Annotated in this window: 19 protein-coding genes; all 19 read left to right on the top strand. The window is 49.6% G+C overall.

From position 1 onward, the window contains the following. Window positions 1–150: 150 nt before the first annotated feature. The 19 genes from B5F87_RS04080 (at window position 151) to B5F87_RS04170 (ending at window position 16,912) form a co-directional block, all read left to right on the top strand. Window positions 151–843 (top strand): hypothetical protein, encoded by a 693-nt coding sequence (locus B5F87_RS04080; protein WP_087277155.1) that lies wholly within the window; start codon window positions 151–153, stop codon window positions 841–843. Window positions 844–997: 154 nt separating this feature from the next. Beyond that, complete coding sequence (locus tag B5F87_RS04085; RefSeq protein WP_087277158.1) at window positions 998–1,570, top strand: protoporphyrinogen oxidase; 573 nt, start codon at window positions 998–1,000, stop codon at window positions 1,568–1,570. After that, a complete protein-coding gene (locus B5F87_RS04090) occupies window positions 1,551–3,476 on the top strand; it encodes a phage terminase large subunit family protein (RefSeq protein ID WP_087277161.1) in 1,926 nt (641 codons plus the stop codon). Before B5F87_RS04085 ends, B5F87_RS04090 begins: the two co-directional genes overlap by 20 nt. A 9-nt stretch (window positions 3,477–3,485) precedes the next feature. After that, window positions 3,486–3,755, top strand: a complete 270-nt coding sequence (locus B5F87_RS04095) for a hypothetical protein (RefSeq protein WP_087277164.1) — start codon at window positions 3,486–3,488, stop codon at window positions 3,753–3,755. Between the two features lie 20 nt (window positions 3,756–3,775). Continuing rightward, on the top strand, window positions 3,776–5,506 hold the full coding sequence (locus tag B5F87_RS04100) for a phage portal protein (protein WP_087277167.1): 1,731 nt from the start codon (window positions 3,776–3,778) through the stop codon (window positions 5,504–5,506). Further along, window positions 5,499–6,749 carry a head maturation protease, ClpP-related gene (locus tag B5F87_RS04105; protein WP_087277170.1) on the top strand — a complete coding sequence of 417 codons (1,251 nt, stop codon included), beginning with the start codon at window positions 5,499–5,501 and terminating at the stop codon, window positions 6,747–6,749. Before B5F87_RS04100 ends, B5F87_RS04105 begins: the two co-directional genes overlap by 8 nt. Beyond that, a complete protein-coding gene (locus B5F87_RS04110; RefSeq protein WP_087277173.1) occupies window positions 6,746–7,153 on the top strand; it encodes a head decoration protein in 408 nt (135 codons plus the stop codon). The genes B5F87_RS04105 and B5F87_RS04110 overlap by 4 nt, the downstream gene beginning before the upstream one ends. Before the next feature lie 15 nt (window positions 7,154–7,168). After that, window positions 7,169–8,248, top strand: a complete 1,080-nt coding sequence (locus B5F87_RS04115; protein WP_087277176.1) for a major capsid protein — start codon at window positions 7,169–7,171, stop codon at window positions 8,246–8,248. 22 nt (window positions 8,249–8,270) lie between these two features. Next, a complete protein-coding gene (locus B5F87_RS04120) occupies window positions 8,271–8,696 on the top strand; it encodes a hypothetical protein (protein WP_087277179.1) in 426 nt (141 codons plus the stop codon). A gap of 23 nt (window positions 8,697–8,719) precedes the next feature. Then, complete coding sequence (locus B5F87_RS04125) at window positions 8,720–8,998, top strand: response regulator receiver protein (protein ID WP_242964261.1); 279 nt, start codon at window positions 8,720–8,722, stop codon at window positions 8,996–8,998. After that, the gene (locus B5F87_RS04130) at window positions 8,998–9,315 is read left to right on the top strand and encodes a hypothetical protein (protein WP_087277184.1); all 318 of its coding nucleotides are present in this window, start codon (window positions 8,998–9,000) and stop codon (window positions 9,313–9,315) included. The genes B5F87_RS04125 and B5F87_RS04130 overlap by 1 nt, the downstream gene beginning before the upstream one ends. Before the next feature lie 10 nt (window positions 9,316–9,325). Continuing rightward, complete coding sequence (locus tag B5F87_RS04135) at window positions 9,326–9,955, top strand: hypothetical protein (protein WP_087277187.1); 630 nt, start codon at window positions 9,326–9,328, stop codon at window positions 9,953–9,955. 23 nt (window positions 9,956–9,978) lie between these two features. After that, window positions 9,979–11,451, top strand: a complete 1,473-nt coding sequence (locus B5F87_RS04140) for a phage tail sheath protein (protein ID WP_087277190.1) — start codon at window positions 9,979–9,981, stop codon at window positions 11,449–11,451. A gap of 12 nt (window positions 11,452–11,463) precedes the next feature. After that, on the top strand, window positions 11,464–11,973 hold the full coding sequence (locus B5F87_RS04145) for a phage major tail tube protein (RefSeq protein ID WP_087277192.1): 510 nt from the start codon (window positions 11,464–11,466) through the stop codon (window positions 11,971–11,973). 61 nt (window positions 11,974–12,034) lie between these two features. Then, window positions 12,035–12,463: a hypothetical protein gene (locus tag B5F87_RS04150; protein ID WP_242964251.1), complete on the top strand. Its 429-nt coding sequence runs from the start codon at window positions 12,035–12,037 to the stop codon at window positions 12,461–12,463. Window positions 12,464–12,580: 117 nt separating this feature from the next. Then, the gene (locus tag B5F87_RS04155; RefSeq protein WP_087277195.1) at window positions 12,581–15,505 is read left to right on the top strand and encodes a phage tail tape measure protein; all 2,925 of its coding nucleotides are present in this window, start codon (window positions 12,581–12,583) and stop codon (window positions 15,503–15,505) included. Next, window positions 15,498–15,737 (top strand): tail protein X, encoded by a 240-nt coding sequence (locus B5F87_RS04160; RefSeq protein WP_087277198.1) that lies wholly within the window; start codon window positions 15,498–15,500, stop codon window positions 15,735–15,737. Before B5F87_RS04155 ends, B5F87_RS04160 begins: the two co-directional genes overlap by 8 nt. Beyond that, on the top strand, window positions 15,734–16,702 hold the full coding sequence (locus tag B5F87_RS04165; RefSeq protein WP_087277201.1) for a hypothetical protein: 969 nt from the start codon (window positions 15,734–15,736) through the stop codon (window positions 16,700–16,702). Before B5F87_RS04160 ends, B5F87_RS04165 begins: the two co-directional genes overlap by 4 nt. Beyond that, window positions 16,703–16,912, top strand: coding sequence for a hypothetical protein (locus tag B5F87_RS04170; protein WP_087277206.1), 210 nt, complete (start codon window positions 16,703–16,705; stop codon window positions 16,910–16,912). Window positions 16,913–16,934: the final 22 nt, after the last annotated feature.

Here is a 16,934-nt window from a genome sequence, read left to right on the forward strand (position 1 = left end):
TTCTATCGTATCCACCAGGGATAAAAAGGGACAAAAAGGGATAAAAAGGGATTGAAAGGGATAAAAGAAATGTGGTAGATTATAATAGCGATAACCGTCTGGAAGAAAAATATTCCGGGCGGTTTTTCTATTTCGGAAAGGAGGAAAAACGTGAGCGATATATTTAAAGCTGGGAAAAGAAAATATCATCGTGGAAGCCTCTCTGTATCCTTCACAATGTCTAATAGTGCTATAAAAAAATTCAACAAATTAAGTGAAGGAAGTAAAAAAGCAATCGAGAATACGGTATCAGATTATGCAAGTAGAGCTCCTGGATGGGTATCAAAAGGAATCCGAGAGCACTACGGAGTAGATACCGCAGCAATAAAGGACGCGGCCCAAAAGCCAAAGCGTGGAAAGACTTCAATTCATGTTGCTGGAATATCTGTTGACGGCGCGACGCTGGAGTATAAGGGAAGGACACTGACACCGATTCATTTTAAAATGAGCCCAAAAAATCGGCCGGATAAACAGCAAAAGAAACCGATTCGAATACCAGGGCAACTGATAGCCGACGGATCTCCTGTAGCTATGAACAGGCCGCCACGAAAGTATACCATCAAGGCAACCATAATTAAAGGACAGCGTGTAGCCATGGGCAGCGATACATTCCTGACAGCTGGGCAAGGCGGAGTTATACTTCCGTATCAGCGAACTGGAGATGGACGTTCACCTATCGAGGCAATACGCACTCTGTCCGTCCCTCAGATGATTGACGGAAGAGCTCGCGAGACGATTAATGAGACAATCAACGAAAATATAAGCAAAAGATTTAAACACCACATAGAACGAGCAATGAAGTGACAAAAAAACAGCGATAACCAAACGAAGATATGGAAAAGGTACTGTGAAAGCTGAAATAGGCCTGCGGTGCTGGCGAGCCCAAAGCACGGCTAGATTTTGAAAATTTTTTTCAGGCCTTTTCGTTTCGCAAAATAAGCAGGAAGGAGGTGGGGCGATGGATGAAAAAAAGAATCAAAATTTGCAGAGCACAGAAGTTATAGCCAAACTTTTTGATCTGGATGTACGGCGAGTGCAGCAGTTGGCAAAAGAAGGAATTATTCCCGCGGCATCGCTCCGCCCTTACCGTTTTGATTTGCTGCCGACAATCAAAGCATACATCCGGTATCTGCGGGATCGCGCCACCGGGCGGGAAAAAGCCGTGGACGTGGTGAAAGCCGAAGCCGATAAGCTGCGGGCAGAAGCCGATCTAAAACAAAGCAAGGCAAAAATTGAAAAAATGAAGCTCCGGGAACTGGAAGGAAAGATGCATCGCAGCGAAGACGTGGAAGACATGACAAATAATCTCGTCTATACGGTCCGAAGCATGATTATGGCCCTGCCCGGGCGCCTTGCCATGGATGTTACACAGGCAGGCAGCGCCGCAGAAGCGTCAGCAATCATTCGTTCCGAGTGCCACAAAATCCTCAATGAGCTTGCAGGTTATGAATATGATCCCGAATCATACCGGCGGAAAGTAAGGGACCGTGAAGGATGGGAAGATACTGCCGATGAAGAGGCAGACGAGTAGAAAATCTGTCAGCAAATTAAATGCGGCCATAAGAAAAGCCGTACAGCATTTTCAACCGCCGGAAGATTTGACAGTGGCCGAATGGGCTGACAAACATCGAAGGTTATCGCCGGAAACATCCGCAGAAGCCGGGCCGTGGAGGACTGCACGGACACCATATCTAAAAGAACCGATGGAATCATTCACGGATCCAAAAGTACGCGAAATCGTCATGGTGGCTGCGTCGCAGGTTGGAAAATCAGAACTGGAACTAAATATTATTGGATATATCATTGACCAGGACCCCGGTTCCATTCTCTTCATTCAGCCGACGCTGGATGATGCCAGAAAATTTTCAAGGCTTCGTATAGCGCCAATGATTCGCGACAGCAAGGTTCTGAAAGAAAAGGTATCCGACATTAAAACCAGAGATTCAGGAAATACAATCCTCCAAAAATCATTCCCGGGAGGCATGTTGACCATCACAGGATCCAACAGTGCATCCGCCCTGGCATCGACGCCGGCCAGATATATCATCGGAGATGAGCGAGACCGTTGGGCGATCAGCGCCGGAACTGAAGGTGATCCGTGGGCGTTGGCCAAAGCCAGACAGACCACATTCTACAATGCCAAGGCGGTAGAAGTATCGACGCCGACCATAAAGGGATTTTCCAACATCGAAAACAGTTACTACAGAGGAACACAGGAACGATGGTGCCATAAATGCCCGGAGTGCGGCGAGTATGGTGAGATTACATTTGACCGGATTCATTATCAGCATACTGTCAAAAAGGTGCGCGGGAAAAAGGTATACAGTGTAGACGGAGCTATCTCGTGGGCCTGCCCGCATTGCGGATGCGCCGTACCCGAAGAAACCATGAGGCGCCAGCCTGCTAAGTGGATTGCGGAAAATCCGGACGCCTATAACGCCGGCGTGCGTTCCTTCTGGCTCAACGCCTTCTCCTCTCCCTGGACACCATGGAAGAAAATTGTCCTTGAATTTTTGCAGGCCAAAGACGATCCGCAGAAATTAAAAGTTGTATTCAACACAATGCTTGGCGAACTGTGGGAAGACCGCGGCGATCTTGTCGACGAGGATACCATGATGGCCCGGCGGGAGGATTACGGCACCAATACCAATGGAACGCCAGTGGAACTTCCAGAAGGCGTTCTGGTCCTTACCTGCGGAGTCGATACGCAGGGCAACCGTTTAGAATACGAAGTCGTCGGACACGGACATTACGGAGAAACATGGGGCATAAAAAAAGGCTACATCATGGGAAAGCCAGACACCGACGATGTATGGCAGCAACTCGATGATGTAGTTAATCATGTTTATTATTTCAAAGACAGCAAACGGGGGCTTCGCATTTCAATCACCTGTGTAGACTCCGGAGGCGGTTATACGCAAGAAGTGTATCAGAGATGCCGGCAGCGGCAGAATCAACGGGTTTTTGCCATTAAAGGAAAAGGCGGCGATGGGATACCGTTTATTCGGCCGCCAACCAAGGTCGCTACCCGTGCAAATAAAAAAATAACCTGTTGGCTGTACGTTCTTGGCGTTGATGCCGGGAAAGAAATCATCATGTCAAATGTCAAAGTTCAGGAGCCGGGAGCAAAATACTGCCACTTCCCTCGTGGAGAATATTATGGATATGATTCCTATTATTTCAACGGACTGTTATCGGAGCGTCTCGAGATGTCACGCACCAAAAGCGGGAATAAATGGTCATGGGTGAAAATTCCCGGACACGAACGAAATGAGGCACTGGATTGCAGGAACTATGCCCTTGCTGGCTTCCGGATCCTAAACCCCGACATGGAAGCCGTCGAACGGCGATTGAAAAACCTTCCTGACAAACCAAAGCCAAAAGCTACGGTAAGAAAGCACAGCAGAAAAAAACAGAACATATTTGATGATTGGTAAGGAGGAGACATGCCAAGAAGCAAAACCATCATACAGCAGGAATTAGAAGATGCCAAAAGGCGTCTTAATTTATATCTGGACCGCGAAGCCGACATGCTTGCCAAAAACGGCGTGCAAAGCTATGGAATCGGTTCCCGGAATATTCAGTATTACAGTACGGCCCTGAAGGACATACAGGACATGATCGAGAAACTCCGCGCCCGGATCAGGGAGCTGGAGGCTGAACTGGAGGGGCGGGCGCCACGTAAAGCGCTGGGCGTCATACCTCGCGACTGGTAAAGGGAAAAATATGAAAGAAGGTGAGAAAAATCAAGTACGACAGAAAAACAGGAATGTATCTGCCTGCCAGCGCGCGCCCCCATAACAAGGGATACGGAGAGGCCGGCGCCAGCTGGAGAAAACGGGCAGTAAAAGGATTCAATGCACCGAGCGGATCTGCTCACGAGGATATTGATTTTAATAACTTTACTCTCAGGCAGCGGTCCCGGATGCTATACATGGCCGCCCCCATTGCTACATCGGCGGTAAAAACAAACCGTACAAACGTAGTCGGCGTCGGGCTGAGACTCAAAAGCCGAATTGACCGGGAAGTACTGGGACTGTCCCCGGAACAGGCAGAAAAATGGCAGAAAGACACAGAGAGGGAGTTTAATCTTTGGGCAGGGGATAAACGTGCCTGCGATGCCACAGGCATGAATAATTTTTACGGGCTCCAGCAGCTGACGCTCATATCGTGGCTGCTGTCAGGAGATTGTATAGGAATCATCAAACAGTACTCTCCTACTCTCCTGCTACCCTATTCGCTGCGGATACATTTGATCGAATCCGACAGAATTGCAACTCCCGTAGCCAACGGAACCGGCACAGCGATCACATATACCACCGGAAAGAATCCGGAGAATGGAAATCTTATTTATGACGGCGTGGAAGTTGACAGCAGCGGTATGATAGTCGCCTACCACATACGGAGCAACTATCCGTTCGAGATCGGCGCGCCCGTGACAGAATGGACACGGGTTTTGGCATACCAGGAACACACCGGCCTTCCGAATATTATTCATGTGATGGATTCAGAACGGCCGGATCAGTACCGTGGAGTAAGTTATCTGGCGCAGGTTATTGAACCACTGCTGCAGATGCGAAGGTATACAGAATCGGAGCTCATGGCAGCGGTCATTGAATCATTTTTCACCGCATTCATAAAGACAGCTGCGCCTACAGACGAGAATCCGTTCAACGAAACGGGACCGGCGGGGCCGGACGTACCGGAGGAACCACGTGGGCCAAACGACTATAGCATGGGGCCTGGGCAGGTAAACATCATGGAACCTGGCGAAGACGTAGAGTTTGCAAATCCAACGCACCCAAATAGCGGTTTTGATGCCTTCATGGACGCTATCAGCGCCCAGGTTGGCGCAGCCCTGGAAATACCGGCCGATCTCCTCCTGAAACAATTTAATAGCTCATACTCTGCAAGCCGCGCCGCCCTTTTGGAAGCGTGGAAAGCGTTCCGGATGCGCCGGGAATGGCTGGCAGATGATTTCTGCAGGCCCATCTATGAAATATGGATGAGCGAAGCAGTCGCCCGAGGACGAATTTACGCCCCGGGTTTTTTTGATAATCCAACAATTCGGGCAGCGTACCTCGGCAGCGAATGGCTGGGGCCGTCACAGGGGCAGCTGGATCCGGTGAAAGAAATCACTGCCGAAATACTTGCCTGCAGCGAAGGATATTCCACCCATGAGCAAAGCACGATCCGCCTCAATGGCGGACAGTGGGATGCCAACGTTGAACAGCTCCAGCGTGAAAATGAAAAGCTCAACGGACAATCTCCGGATCCGCACCAGTCAGGAAGCGGCACAGAACCGGCGCAGACGCAGGAAGGTGCCAAAACCGGAGAAGAAGACAACAATCCACACAACCCAGACAATGCAAGGAGAAAAGGAATACAGGCATTCAGGAGCATGGTCATAAATGAAGCTATAAAAGAATCCATAAAATCCATGCAGGAAGGAGAAAAAAATGAGTAAAACCCACACGCTTTATATGGGGCCGGCGCCGGCAGCGGACCCTACAGTCGCAGCGACAAAATTCTGGAATGTGGCAAGCATCAGCGAAGACGAGGGAGAGATTACACTCTACGGCGACGTTATGAGCCAGCAGCCGATTGACTGGTGGTCAGGGGAACCGGAACCGGGACTTTATATCACACCGGAAGGATTCATGGAAGACCTGGCGGCCGTCAAAGATAAAGCCCACATCACCGTAAAACTTAATAGCTGCGGAGGTGACCTGTATACCGGAATTGCAATCCACAACGCACTGAAAGCGCTCAGCGGCGACGTGAATGTTATCGTGGAAGGAATCGCTGCCAGTGCGGCCAGTGTGATTATGTGTGCCGGAAACACAGTCACCGTCTACCCTGGATCCCTCATCATGATCCACGGTGTCAGCGTAATGCTCTGGGACAGTCTGAATATCCAGGACATGAAGCAGCTCATTAAAGGGATGGATGCCAGCGAGAGAGCTGTCGCTGAAATCTATGACGAAAAGACCGGTCTTGGCGTTGATTCATTGCGCAGCATGATGACAAAAGAAACATGGATGACCGGCCGGGAAGCTCTCGACAAAGGCTTCGCGGACACCTTAAAGGAGGACGAGAAAGAACCAGACATGAGCATGAGCTCAGATCGGAAAATCCTCTATGTCAACGGTGTGAGCCACAACATTGAAGGATTGCACAATGTACCGGGATCTATACCAACCCGGAGAAGTGCTTCGCCGGCGCAGCGGCCGGCGTTAAATAAACGGCCAATCAACAAGGCCAAAACAAATACAGAAGGAGGTAAAAACCACATGACACTTGAAGAATTAAGGGCGCAGGAGCCGGATCTGGTAAACCAGATTGAACAGGAAGTCAGAAATGAAGCACAGACCCGGACAACCGACGCCGTAACTGCAGAGCGGCAGCGCCTTGCGGACATCGACTCGATCGCCGCTTCTATTCCGGACCAGCAGCTTGTCCATGACGCCAAGTACGGAGACAAGCCATGCACAGCGCAGGAGCTCTGCTTCCGTGTTATGCAGCAGAGCGCGGCGTCCGGCCAGCAGTTTCTCGCAAACTACACGGCAGACGGCGCAGCGTCCGGCACCGCCAAAGTAGGCGCAGCTCCGAACGGTGGCACACCTGCCACCAAGGAAGAACAGGACGCGGCAGACATACAGGCGGTAGTAAACGCCTATAACATGAGCAAAGGAGGTACACAGAAATGAGTAAGAGACTCGACGAAACTCTCGGCACCGTCGGCTATGATAACCTGATCAATGGTTTATATCCTCCGGCCGAACCGTTTTCTGTTGTGATCCGCAAAGGATCTGCAGAAACCACTTACAAACGCGGCACTGTGCTGGCGCTGTCTACCGGTACTGCCGGCGACGGCAAATATGTGATACTCGGAACGACAGCCGTATCAAATGAGACACTGACAGCTAACTGTGTGCTGGCTGAAGATGTTACCGTAGGAACTGCCAATGACGAAACGGCAGTGGCGTACCGCACCGGACACTTCAACAGCAATGCGTTAATTGTGGGAGGCGAAGAATATACGTTCAGCGCGGCAGATAAGGAAGCGCTGCGGAGCGTAGGGATTCTGATCTCTGACGCTGTAGAAATTTGAGAGGAGGAAAAATAAATGGCATATAATTTTTATGATACTCACACACTGCTGGCGTCAGTCCGGCAGCTTCCACCTTTGCACACATTTCTTCTGGATCGATATTTCCCGACCAATGAAGCGACTGATGTATTTGCAACCAACGACGTACTGGTGGAATACAAAAAAGGGCACAAAAAAGCGTCTCCGTTTGTAGCGCCGAGAAAAGGCGGAATCACAATTCTGCGGGACGGATATACCATGAGACGATTCACCCCGTCCTATATCGCACCGAAGCGCCCTCTCACCATTGATGACCTGACGAAACGTGGTTTTGGTGAAGCTCTCTACCCTACTCTCACGCCGGAGCAGCGGCAGGGAGTGATCACGCTTGGAGATCTGGACGAACTGAGAGGTATGAATGCACGGCGGAAAGAAGCCATGGCAGCACAGGTTATTTTTACAAATGCCTGTGTTATGGATGAATACGTGGATGATTTCAATAATTTTGAGGAGCGCGAAGTGCGCTATTACGACGGAAGCAGCAACCCGGCAATCTATACCCCATCCAACGACTGGACCACAACCGAAACATCCGGAAAACAGATCATCAGCGACCTGGCGGCCATGATTTCCATGCTGACCACTCGCGGGCTTCCGGCCACAGACGTGCTTGTAGCCCCTGACGTAGCCGACATTATCCTGAGCAACGAGTGGATCCTGAAGCTGCTCGACAACCGCAACTATCAGATTGGAGGCGTAGATCCTGAGATCCTTCCTGCTGGAGCCGCAAAAATCTGCCGCCTGAATATCAAAGGACACATGGTAGATGTGATCAGTTATGAGGACAACTACACCGAAGTAGACGGAACCGTGACACCTTACATCCCGGCGGGTACTATTGCGGTAGGCGCTCCGGCTGCAGGCCGCACGGTGTACGGCGCGATTACTCAGGTAGAGCAGGCAGACGGAGAGTTCCATACTTACACCGGTATCAACGTGCCGAAGTACCTCAGCGACGCTACACACGACGTCCGCGAGGTGACGCTGAAATCCGCGCCTCTGTGTATGCCAAATAATGAAAACCCGTTTATCGCAGCCAAAGTCGTGACAGAGTAAACACGGCAGAAAGGAGCGCAGCATGAAGAAAATCAGAGTAACCCGCGGAGGCTGCGGGATCTGCTACACCGACGACAACGGCGTGAATCGCCACGCACTTAAAACCCCGGAAAACGGGGCTTTTGAGTGCAGCGACGAACAGGCCGACCGCCTTGTCCGTCTGGGCGTGGCTATCTATGCCGGAACTGCCGGAAAGCCTACACAGCAGGCCGACGCCGACACAAAACAGGACGGCGAAACCGAGTCAACAATGAAAACACATCTTGACGCTGAAGAACTGGAAAGCTGGGACTATAATGAGTTGAAAAAGCTCGCGGCCGAATTAGGCGTGGAACCGGCAGGAAAGAAAAAAGCCGACTACATCGCCGCAATTGTGGCCGAAGAAGTAGAGGTAAGCGTTGACGACGATGAACTGCCGCCGGATCTGAACGTTGCTGATCCAGAGTAAAAGGAGGAACGACTGTGATAAAAATGGTGACAGGCACATATGGTCTTGAAATCAATGGAACCATAGAAGCCATGAACAAAAACTCTCCGCCTTTCTCCCTCTCTCCTGCCCGTGAATCTGAGCTGGTAGCTGCTGGCGTCGCAGAATACACTGACATTTCCGACGAAACGCTGTCCGGAATGAAAATGGAACAGCTTCGGCGCATCGCCGCAGAAAAAGGAATTGACGCCGGGAAAATTCGGAGCAAAAAAGAGATCATTGCTTTAATCAAAGAAGCTGGAAAGAACTCGGAGGGAGAATAATGAGTTTTAAAGAGCAGGTACAGGCAGACATCGAAAATGTTTTTTTGAACCTGGAAGAATTTGCCGAGACCCATCGCATCGAAGGAAAACACATTTCCGTAGTCATTGATAATGACCAACTGGTAAAACTCAAACAGGGGCAAATCCTCGGACTCGTAAAGGCCGACATGCTGCTCATGGGAAAGCAGGCAGATTTTCCGGCAGACATGGGGCCCGGCCGGCTCTTGAACGTGGACGGCCGGGAAATGATCGTAACCAACTCAGGAACCGACATGGGACTCATTGAGGCGGCTCTGCGACAGAACAGGACAGCATAAGGAGGCGTGTATGTTACTTGTTGAAAGCATTAACAATGTGGTGAAATGGCTCGCAGAAAATGTGTGCAACCAGATCCAGCTCAAACTCCCGGATGATTACCGGAACGACGCAGACTACGACGTAAAGTTTGTAAATCCGGCCGCCTTCCCGTTATATGTGCCGGGAAAAGACAGACTGCCGCCGAATGTACCGGCGCCTATCCCATCTGTATGTGTACAGCTCATGGAGGGAAACGATGATCTGATAAAGCGGCAGCGGCGCATGAACTTCCGCCTGTGCCTCGCCTGCTGGAATCCGGGAGAACACGGCGGGGAAGTATTTCAGCCAAAGCCCAACGATAAAGCCCTGGGAGGGTATTCTTATTATCGTGTTGACGGAGAAGCTGCGGAAACATACCAGCGCAACATGGAAGGATGGAGAGATTCTTTTAACTTCGCCGACCTGGTACTTCGGGAGATTGAAAATACCGAATACATCGGAGGGCATCGTCTGGTGAAAGAACAGGGAATCAAATACGGACTGTTCACCGAGGACGGGAACGTATGGGACTATTATCCGTATTGGCATAACTGGATCACATTCACACTGGAATGCGGCGTTGCTGCCAAAACGCCAAAACAATACGAAGATTTATTATAAATATCACACAAGGAGGTAGACTAATGGCTTATTTGCACGGAGTATATGGCGAGATTATGGACAGCCAGGTATCAGGTGCGACGCAGGCGGACAGCGTATATGCGTATATCGGCACAGCGCCGGTCAATCTGATACGGGGATATGCTGACCTTAACCTCGTCAACATGCCGGTAAAAATCGCAAATATGAGTGACGCACAGAGCAAAGTCGGATACTCTGGCGACTGGGCGTCATTCACTCTCTGCGAAGCATTTGCGCAGCATTTTGATAACACCATCGGGAATGTCGGGCCGATCTATGTCGTGAACGTCCTCGATCCGGACGTACACAAGGACGCGGAAAAGACCACCAAAACACTGACATTCAAAAACAACCGGACAGAATTTGAATCGTCCGATATCATCCTGGACACGTTTGCCATCGCAGATAAAGTAGAAGGAGTAGATTACTCCCTCTCCTACAACTTTGCGTCCGGAAATGTAATAGTACGGCTGCTCAAAGATATAGAGCCTGAAAGCTTGGAATGTACTTACAACACTGTGGACCCGTCGGCGGTAGATGCTGATGATATCACCGGACAGGAAACTGCGGACGGGCAATATATGGGACTGCACGCCATGTCGTTACTGTACCAGTATCATAATGCCGTACTGAATGTGCTGGCAGCGCCCGGATGGAGCCACAACCCGGAAGTATACCAGGCAATGGTAAGCACGGTACAGAAGCTCAACGGTCACTGGGACGGATTCGTCAACGCCGACATTCCTCTGGTGGACAGCCAGAGCCAGAAAATCGACACAATCGACAAAGCCCTGCAGTGGGCCGAAGAGAATGGATATAACAGCGAATACAGCAAAGTATACTGGCCTCAGATTATTGATGGCAGCGGACGGACCTTCCATCTTTCGACTGTAGGATCCGCAACCATGCTGAGGGTTGATCTGGAAAATAACAGCGTTCCATTTGAAAGCCCGTCAAACAAAGCAATCATGGCCACGGGATTATATTTCGGAGAAGGCTCACAGAATCGCGGGTTCGATCAGCAGAAAGCAAACGGTCTCAATGAAAAAGGTATCACTACAGCCTGCTTCTGGGGCGGGCAGTGGGTTCTCTGGGGGCCGCACACTGCCGCATACACCTACAACGGAAATATGGACGCCCGCGGAATATTTGATTCAAACATCCGGATGCTGGAATATATCACAAATAGTTTTCAGCTGGATCACGGGACGGAAATCGATGCCCCAATGACCCCACAGGACAAGGACACAATCCTGAACTTCGAAAAGCAGAAACTTGACACCCTCCTGGGGATTGGCGCTCTGATTGGAACGCCGACCGTGGAGTTTTTGGAAACGGAAAACCCGACCAGCAACATGATGAATGGAGATTTTGTATGGGACATCACCGCAACGCCGACTCCTCCATTCAAATCCGGAACCGTCCGGGTATGCTATACAGACGAAGGTTTTCAGTCATTCTTTGAGTCTGAATAAGGAGGTACAACAATGGGAAAATGGATGGATCTTAAAGGCCCTGTAGTGGCCGACACAGTATATTCTTCCGGAACGCTGGTAGCAAAGGACGTATCCTTCACTCTCCCGGCAATTGAAATGATGACTGCGGACATGCAGGCTTCCGGAACGTTATCTGTACCGATCATCGGACTGATGGAAAACATGGAACTCACAATCACCAAAATTGGAGTAGACATGGGGCTTGTTCGGCTGGGACGGCTGGAAAAACAGGACTTAGAATTCCGGTGGGTACAGAATGTTATGAAATCTGACGGATCCCAGGCAACCGAAGGGTGTAAGGCGTTTGTAAGAGTGATTCCTGTGTCGCTTCCGGAAATCGGAGTTGAGATTGGATCTGCTACAGAAGCAGAAGGAACTTATACGGTTACCCGGATTCAGATTTATACAAACGGCACTGAATACATTTGCGTCGACCGCCTGGCGGGAGTCCTCCGCGTAAACGGAAAAGATTACATGAGCGGAATCAACAGCTTGCTTTAATAAAGAATTAACAGCCCTCCGATTATAGACCGGCGGGCTATTTTTATGAAAGGAGAAAGAGATGGCAGTAATAGCGAATCAGATCAGAGGCACTTTACATTTAAAAAACCCGGTGATGATCAATGGAAACAGCATCACAGAGATGAATTATGATTCCAACGAAATCAATGGCACATTATTTGCGGAAGCAGAATCTAAGAGAAAAGCAGCCGCCGGCCGCAAAGATATGCAGTTGGCTCCTGCGGCTGAATTTGATTTCAGCTTGCACCTTTATCTTGGGTTCGCTTCCATTGTGGCAGTAAATCCATCTTATGATTTTTCCGATCTGGAAAGGATCAAGGGACGCGACGTGGTGGAGGTTATGCGCATCGGAAGAAATTTTATTCTTGCGTCGGAGACGGGACAACCGGAAAGCGACTCCGGCGAGCTTACCGAGACTACGCCAGAGTCTACCACACCAGCACAGCAGACCTCGAAAAAAAGCGCATAACAGAGTTTATCGTAGAATATGCCGAGGCTGCAGAAGACCTGGCAGCGGAGCAAAAACGTGCCAGGCAAAAAAGAAAACCCATGAAGTATAAACGGATGAGAAGAAGGAGGTGAGGCAGTGGCAAATACTCCATTGAAAACAACTGTTGAAATTGCCGGCGTCCTCAGTCCTTCCTTGCAAAAGTCCATTCAGGAAGCCGTTGACAGACTCGATGCAATGAGCCAGGAGACACTGGACTCTGCCGGGGCTGCTGCAAAATTGTCCGCAGAGATCAAAGCCCAGGAAGACGTGCTTCGAAACCTGCAGCGAGGATATGAGGATTTTGTCGTAAGTGGAAAAGAAAGCTCAGACGCCGCCAGACAGGTAGCGGACCAGATTCAGTCCCTGTCCGGGGATTTGACAGAGAACCGGGAAACCCTCGACGCGGCTTACAAAGCCGCGCAAAAACTCGCAGACGGCCAGCAGGATGCAAAAGACGCATACAGCCAGCTGGAAGCGCAAATATCCAAGCAGGACAGTGAACTCTCTTCTCTTCGCCGGCAGTACGCAAATGTCGCTCTCGAACAAGGAGAAAGCTCTGACGAAGCACAGCAGCTGGCCGGAAAAATCAGTTCTCTTTCCGGGAAGCTGGGACAGAACCAGCAAAAACTCCGGGATGCAAAACAGGCAGCGGAACAGTTGGGTGATTCGTTTGAAGATGCTGCCGAACAGACAGAAGGATTTTCAGACGGATATACAGTACTCAAAGATATCTTTGCGAACTTTGCCACTGACGCCATAAGCAGCGGCGCCGGCGCCATTAAAGACCTCGCCACAGAGGGAGATTCCGCCATGGGAATGCTGAGCGCCAGAACCGGCGCCACCGGGAAGGACCTCGAAGGACTGGAAGATGTCATGTACGATGTATATGGCGCCAACTACGGGGAAAGCCTCGACGATGTGCAGGAAAAACTATCCACAGTTGTTCAGATGACCGATGACCTGGACAAAGCATCCCTCACCGGTATAACCAAAAATGCCATGACGCTGGAGGATGTATTCGGATACGATGTCACGGAAAGTGTCAGAGCCGCAAATAGTATGATGGACCAGTTCGGCATAGACTCTGAGCAGGCATTCAACCTGATTGTTCAGGGAGCTCAAGCCGGACTTGATCAGAACGGCGACATGCTGGATACCATCAACGAATACTCTGTGCAATTTAAAAACGCAGGATTCTCCGCTGATGACATGATGAATATGCTGGCAAACGGAGCAGACGCCGGGACATGGAGCATCGACAAATTAGGGGATGCTGTTAAAGAATATAATATTCGTTGGAAAGACGGAACGGCCGCGGACGCCCTGGAAAAACTGGGATTTAACGCCGATGAAATGTCCGATAAATTGGAGGGCGGCGCTGAATCATCAGGAAAGGCGATGCAGCAGGTTATTGCCGCTCTGATGGGCGTGGAAGACGAGCAGGACCGGTATACATTGGGGCAAGAATTAATGGGAACCATGTGGGAAGACCTGGGCGAAAACGCTGCGGCAGCCCTGATGAACACACAAGGTCCGATCGACAGCACCATAGACGCCATGTCACAAGTGGACAGTTCCGCTTATGACACCCTGGAAAGTTCCATGTCTCAGCTGGGACGCACGGTACAGGTGGAAGTCGCCCAGCCAGTTGCCGACGTATTGACACCTACTCTTAAAAATGCCGTTGATTTTGTGAATGGCGGGGTTAAACCAGCCATAGGGTGGATCAAAGACCATCTCCCGGAAATCGGAATTGTTATTGGAACCGTAAGCGGATTGATTGCAGCCGCAAAGTGGGGAGGCATAGTCGCACAAATCGGTAAAATAAAAGGAGTCATAGGAGGAATTGCCGGAGCCTTCGGAGCCATATCCGGACCGGCGCTGGCCGTTATCGGAGTTATTGCCGCACTGGCAGCGGGATTTATGTATCTTTGGGACACAAACGAAGCATTCCGGGACACCGTTATGACCATATGGGACCAATTGCAGGGAAGCTTTGCCGGTGTCGGTGAAAGCATTATGCAAATGATAACGCAGTTTCTACCCGTCATACAAACCATAGCGACCGTACTAATGACAGTATTTACCCAGGTAATATCCGCTATACTGCCGTTTTTAATGCAATTGATCAGCGCCGTATTGCCGGTAATATTGAGCTTAATCAGCCAGCTGGCGCCGGTGATCGGGATGATTGCCACGATGCTGCAGCCGATTCTGAACCTGATTATTTCGTTGATACAGCCAATACTTAATTTGATCATGACCGCACTGACTCCTCTTCTCAATATATTTATGATGGTCATCAATACCGCATTGCGACCAATCACAACGATATTCCAAAGCCTGATTACAATACTGCAGGGACTGATCACATTCATAACCGGCGTGTTTGCAGGAAGTTGGAGCACCGCCTGGAGCGGAATTGTACAGACCTTCGGCGGATTATGGGAAGGACTCGTGGCCATTGTGAAGGCTCCGATCAATGCTGTGATTGGACTTGTAAACAAAGCCATAAGCGGATTGAACAGCATCAGCGTAACAATTCCGGAATGGGTACCTGGCGTCGGGGGACAAACCTTCGGGGTAAATATTCCTTCTGTGCCTATGCTGGCAACCGGTGGATTTACGGATGGAGTCTCTATCGCCGGCGAGGACGGCATGGAGGCTGTTATTTCCTTCAAACGGGCATATCGCAGCCAGAACCTTGCCATCTGGGAAAGAGCCGGACAGTTATTAGGAGCAATGCCAAGTCAGGAATCTTCTAGTGGAAACGGCGGATTTTTAAGCACGGCTGGGAAATTGCTTACTCTGGACGACTTCTCGCTGGGCAGTCTGGCAGAAAGTAACGAGCGTATAGAAATCTATTATGATTTTTCCGGATTCCAATGGGCTCCGCAAATCCAGACAGGAGGAACAGAGGATCCAGACGATTTCATGACAAAACTCAAAGCACACGAAGCAGAATTTTTCGACTGGCTCGAAGAATTTATATCCATACGGGAGGAGGCACAATATGCATAGGGTCGTATCCTATAAGGAATACACCACTTGCGAGGGCGATACATTTGATGCTCTCGCACTGGCAATGTACGGAGACGAGAACCTGTCTCATTACATCATTGAATTCAATCCTGACTATGCCGATGTATTGATATTCGATGCGAATTGTTCTCTCCTCCTCCCCGTTATTGAAAATATAGAGCTTGCAAACTCTCTTCCTCCGTGGAGACAATCAGAGGAGGCGGAAAATTGAATATCATATACAACGGAACTGAAATATACAATGACGTAGATTTGACCTATTGCGTATATGAAACATTTTCGGAACGCCAAGCAGACACTTTAACGCTCCGCTTTAAAGATGAAGACGGGATATGGAGTCGGTGGAATCCTCAGACCGGAGGCAAAGTACAGCTTATTGAAGAATCTTGTGATACAGGAATCATGTTTGTATACTCCACAGCCTCCGAAAATGATGCATTCACTATCCGATCCTTATCATTACCACAGTCCAAATCGTTGACAATGACACAGGCGTGGGAAGGCGTCAGATTCTTACAAATCGGAAATTTAATAGCTCAAAAACATGGGCTGACATTTAAAAATTTTGGTTGCAAGGATCAGGTTTACCCATACTTAAAACAGGAAAATGAGAATGACTTTTCGTTCTACTCTGGACTATGCACCCTGGAAGGATACCAAATGATCGTGTACAACGAACAGTTGATTGTATACGACGAAGCAGAAAAGGATTCTGGATTGCCGGAATATTCCTTGGACATTGTTGATAATAACGCATTTGCATACAACAAACGGAGCACGCAGTACGGATGCTGTGAAGTGTCTGCCGGAGGATATCGTGGAAAATACGATATCGGAGACACAGGAGGTCTGACATTGAGGCCGAACAGTATATCCGACGTAGAAGCAAGGGTACCCGGACTTGCACTCTCGAAAAACCGGGCAAATATCCAATGCTCCAGTGACGCCGAAGCCGCCAGGTTTGCAAAAGGTCTGCTGCGGTACGTAAACAAATATAGCTGTATTGGACGATTCACCACTGATCTTATGACAGGATATGCGGCTGCCAGCGTAATAAATATCACAAATACGCTGGCAAACCTGCAAAACGAAGCTGTATTCATTTACAAAATCAGACACGATTTCGTGAATGCAAAATCAACCTTCTATTTCAGAAAAGTACTGGAGGGATATTAAATGGGACATGTGAAGAAAGGAACCATAGCCGGGACAACAGGAATAACTGCCAGGATCATACCTGCGGACCCAAAAGAAACGGTGTCCATATCTATCACGATTCCAAAAAAATTAAGAGACAGCTTGGATAAAGGAATCGAGGTAATATACGCAGAATTTTCAGACCACACCGGAATTATATTATGTCGTGCCGATGGGGAGGATGAGTAAAATGGCAGCTATGGCAAAATGG

The sequence above is a fragment of the Eubacterium sp. An3 genome (genome assembly GCF_002159465.1).
GTDB lineage: Bacteria > Bacillota > Clostridia > Lachnospirales > Lachnospiraceae > Anaerobutyricum > Anaerobutyricum stercoris.

Coding starts and splice junctions, on each gene's coding strand:
- B5F87_RS04085 (WP_087277158.1), top strand. CDS start 998: ATGGATGAAAAAAAGAATCAAAATTTGCAGAGCACAGAAGTTATAGCC.
- B5F87_RS04090 (WP_087277161.1), top strand. CDS start 1,551: ATGAAGAGGCAGACGAGTAGAAAATCTGTCAGCAAATTAAATGCGGCC.
- B5F87_RS04095 (WP_087277164.1), top strand. CDS start 3,486: ATGCCAAGAAGCAAAACCATCATACAGCAGGAATTAGAAGATGCCAAA.
- B5F87_RS04105 (WP_087277170.1), top strand. CDS start 5,499: ATGAGTAAAACCCACACGCTTTATATGGGGCCGGCGCCGGCAGCGGAC.
- B5F87_RS04110 (WP_087277173.1), top strand. CDS start 6,746: ATGAGTAAGAGACTCGACGAAACTCTCGGCACCGTCGGCTATGATAAC.
- B5F87_RS04115 (WP_087277176.1), top strand. CDS start 7,169: ATGGCATATAATTTTTATGATACTCACACACTGCTGGCGTCAGTCCGG.
- B5F87_RS04120 (WP_087277179.1), top strand. CDS start 8,271: ATGAAGAAAATCAGAGTAACCCGCGGAGGCTGCGGGATCTGCTACACC.
- B5F87_RS04125 (WP_242964261.1), top strand. CDS start 8,720: ATGGTGACAGGCACATATGGTCTTGAAATCAATGGAACCATAGAAGCC.
- B5F87_RS04130 (WP_087277184.1), top strand. CDS start 8,998: ATGAGTTTTAAAGAGCAGGTACAGGCAGACATCGAAAATGTTTTTTTG.
- B5F87_RS04135 (WP_087277187.1), top strand. CDS start 9,326: ATGTTACTTGTTGAAAGCATTAACAATGTGGTGAAATGGCTCGCAGAA.
- B5F87_RS04140 (WP_087277190.1), top strand. CDS start 9,979: ATGGCTTATTTGCACGGAGTATATGGCGAGATTATGGACAGCCAGGTA.
- B5F87_RS04145 (WP_087277192.1), top strand. CDS start 11,464: ATGGGAAAATGGATGGATCTTAAAGGCCCTGTAGTGGCCGACACAGTA.
- B5F87_RS04150 (WP_242964251.1), top strand. CDS start 12,035: ATGGCAGTAATAGCGAATCAGATCAGAGGCACTTTACATTTAAAAAAC.
- B5F87_RS04160 (WP_087277198.1), top strand. CDS start 15,498: ATGCATAGGGTCGTATCCTATAAGGAATACACCACTTGCGAGGGCGAT.
- B5F87_RS04170 (WP_087277206.1), top strand. CDS start 16,703: ATGGGACATGTGAAGAAAGGAACCATAGCCGGGACAACAGGAATAACT.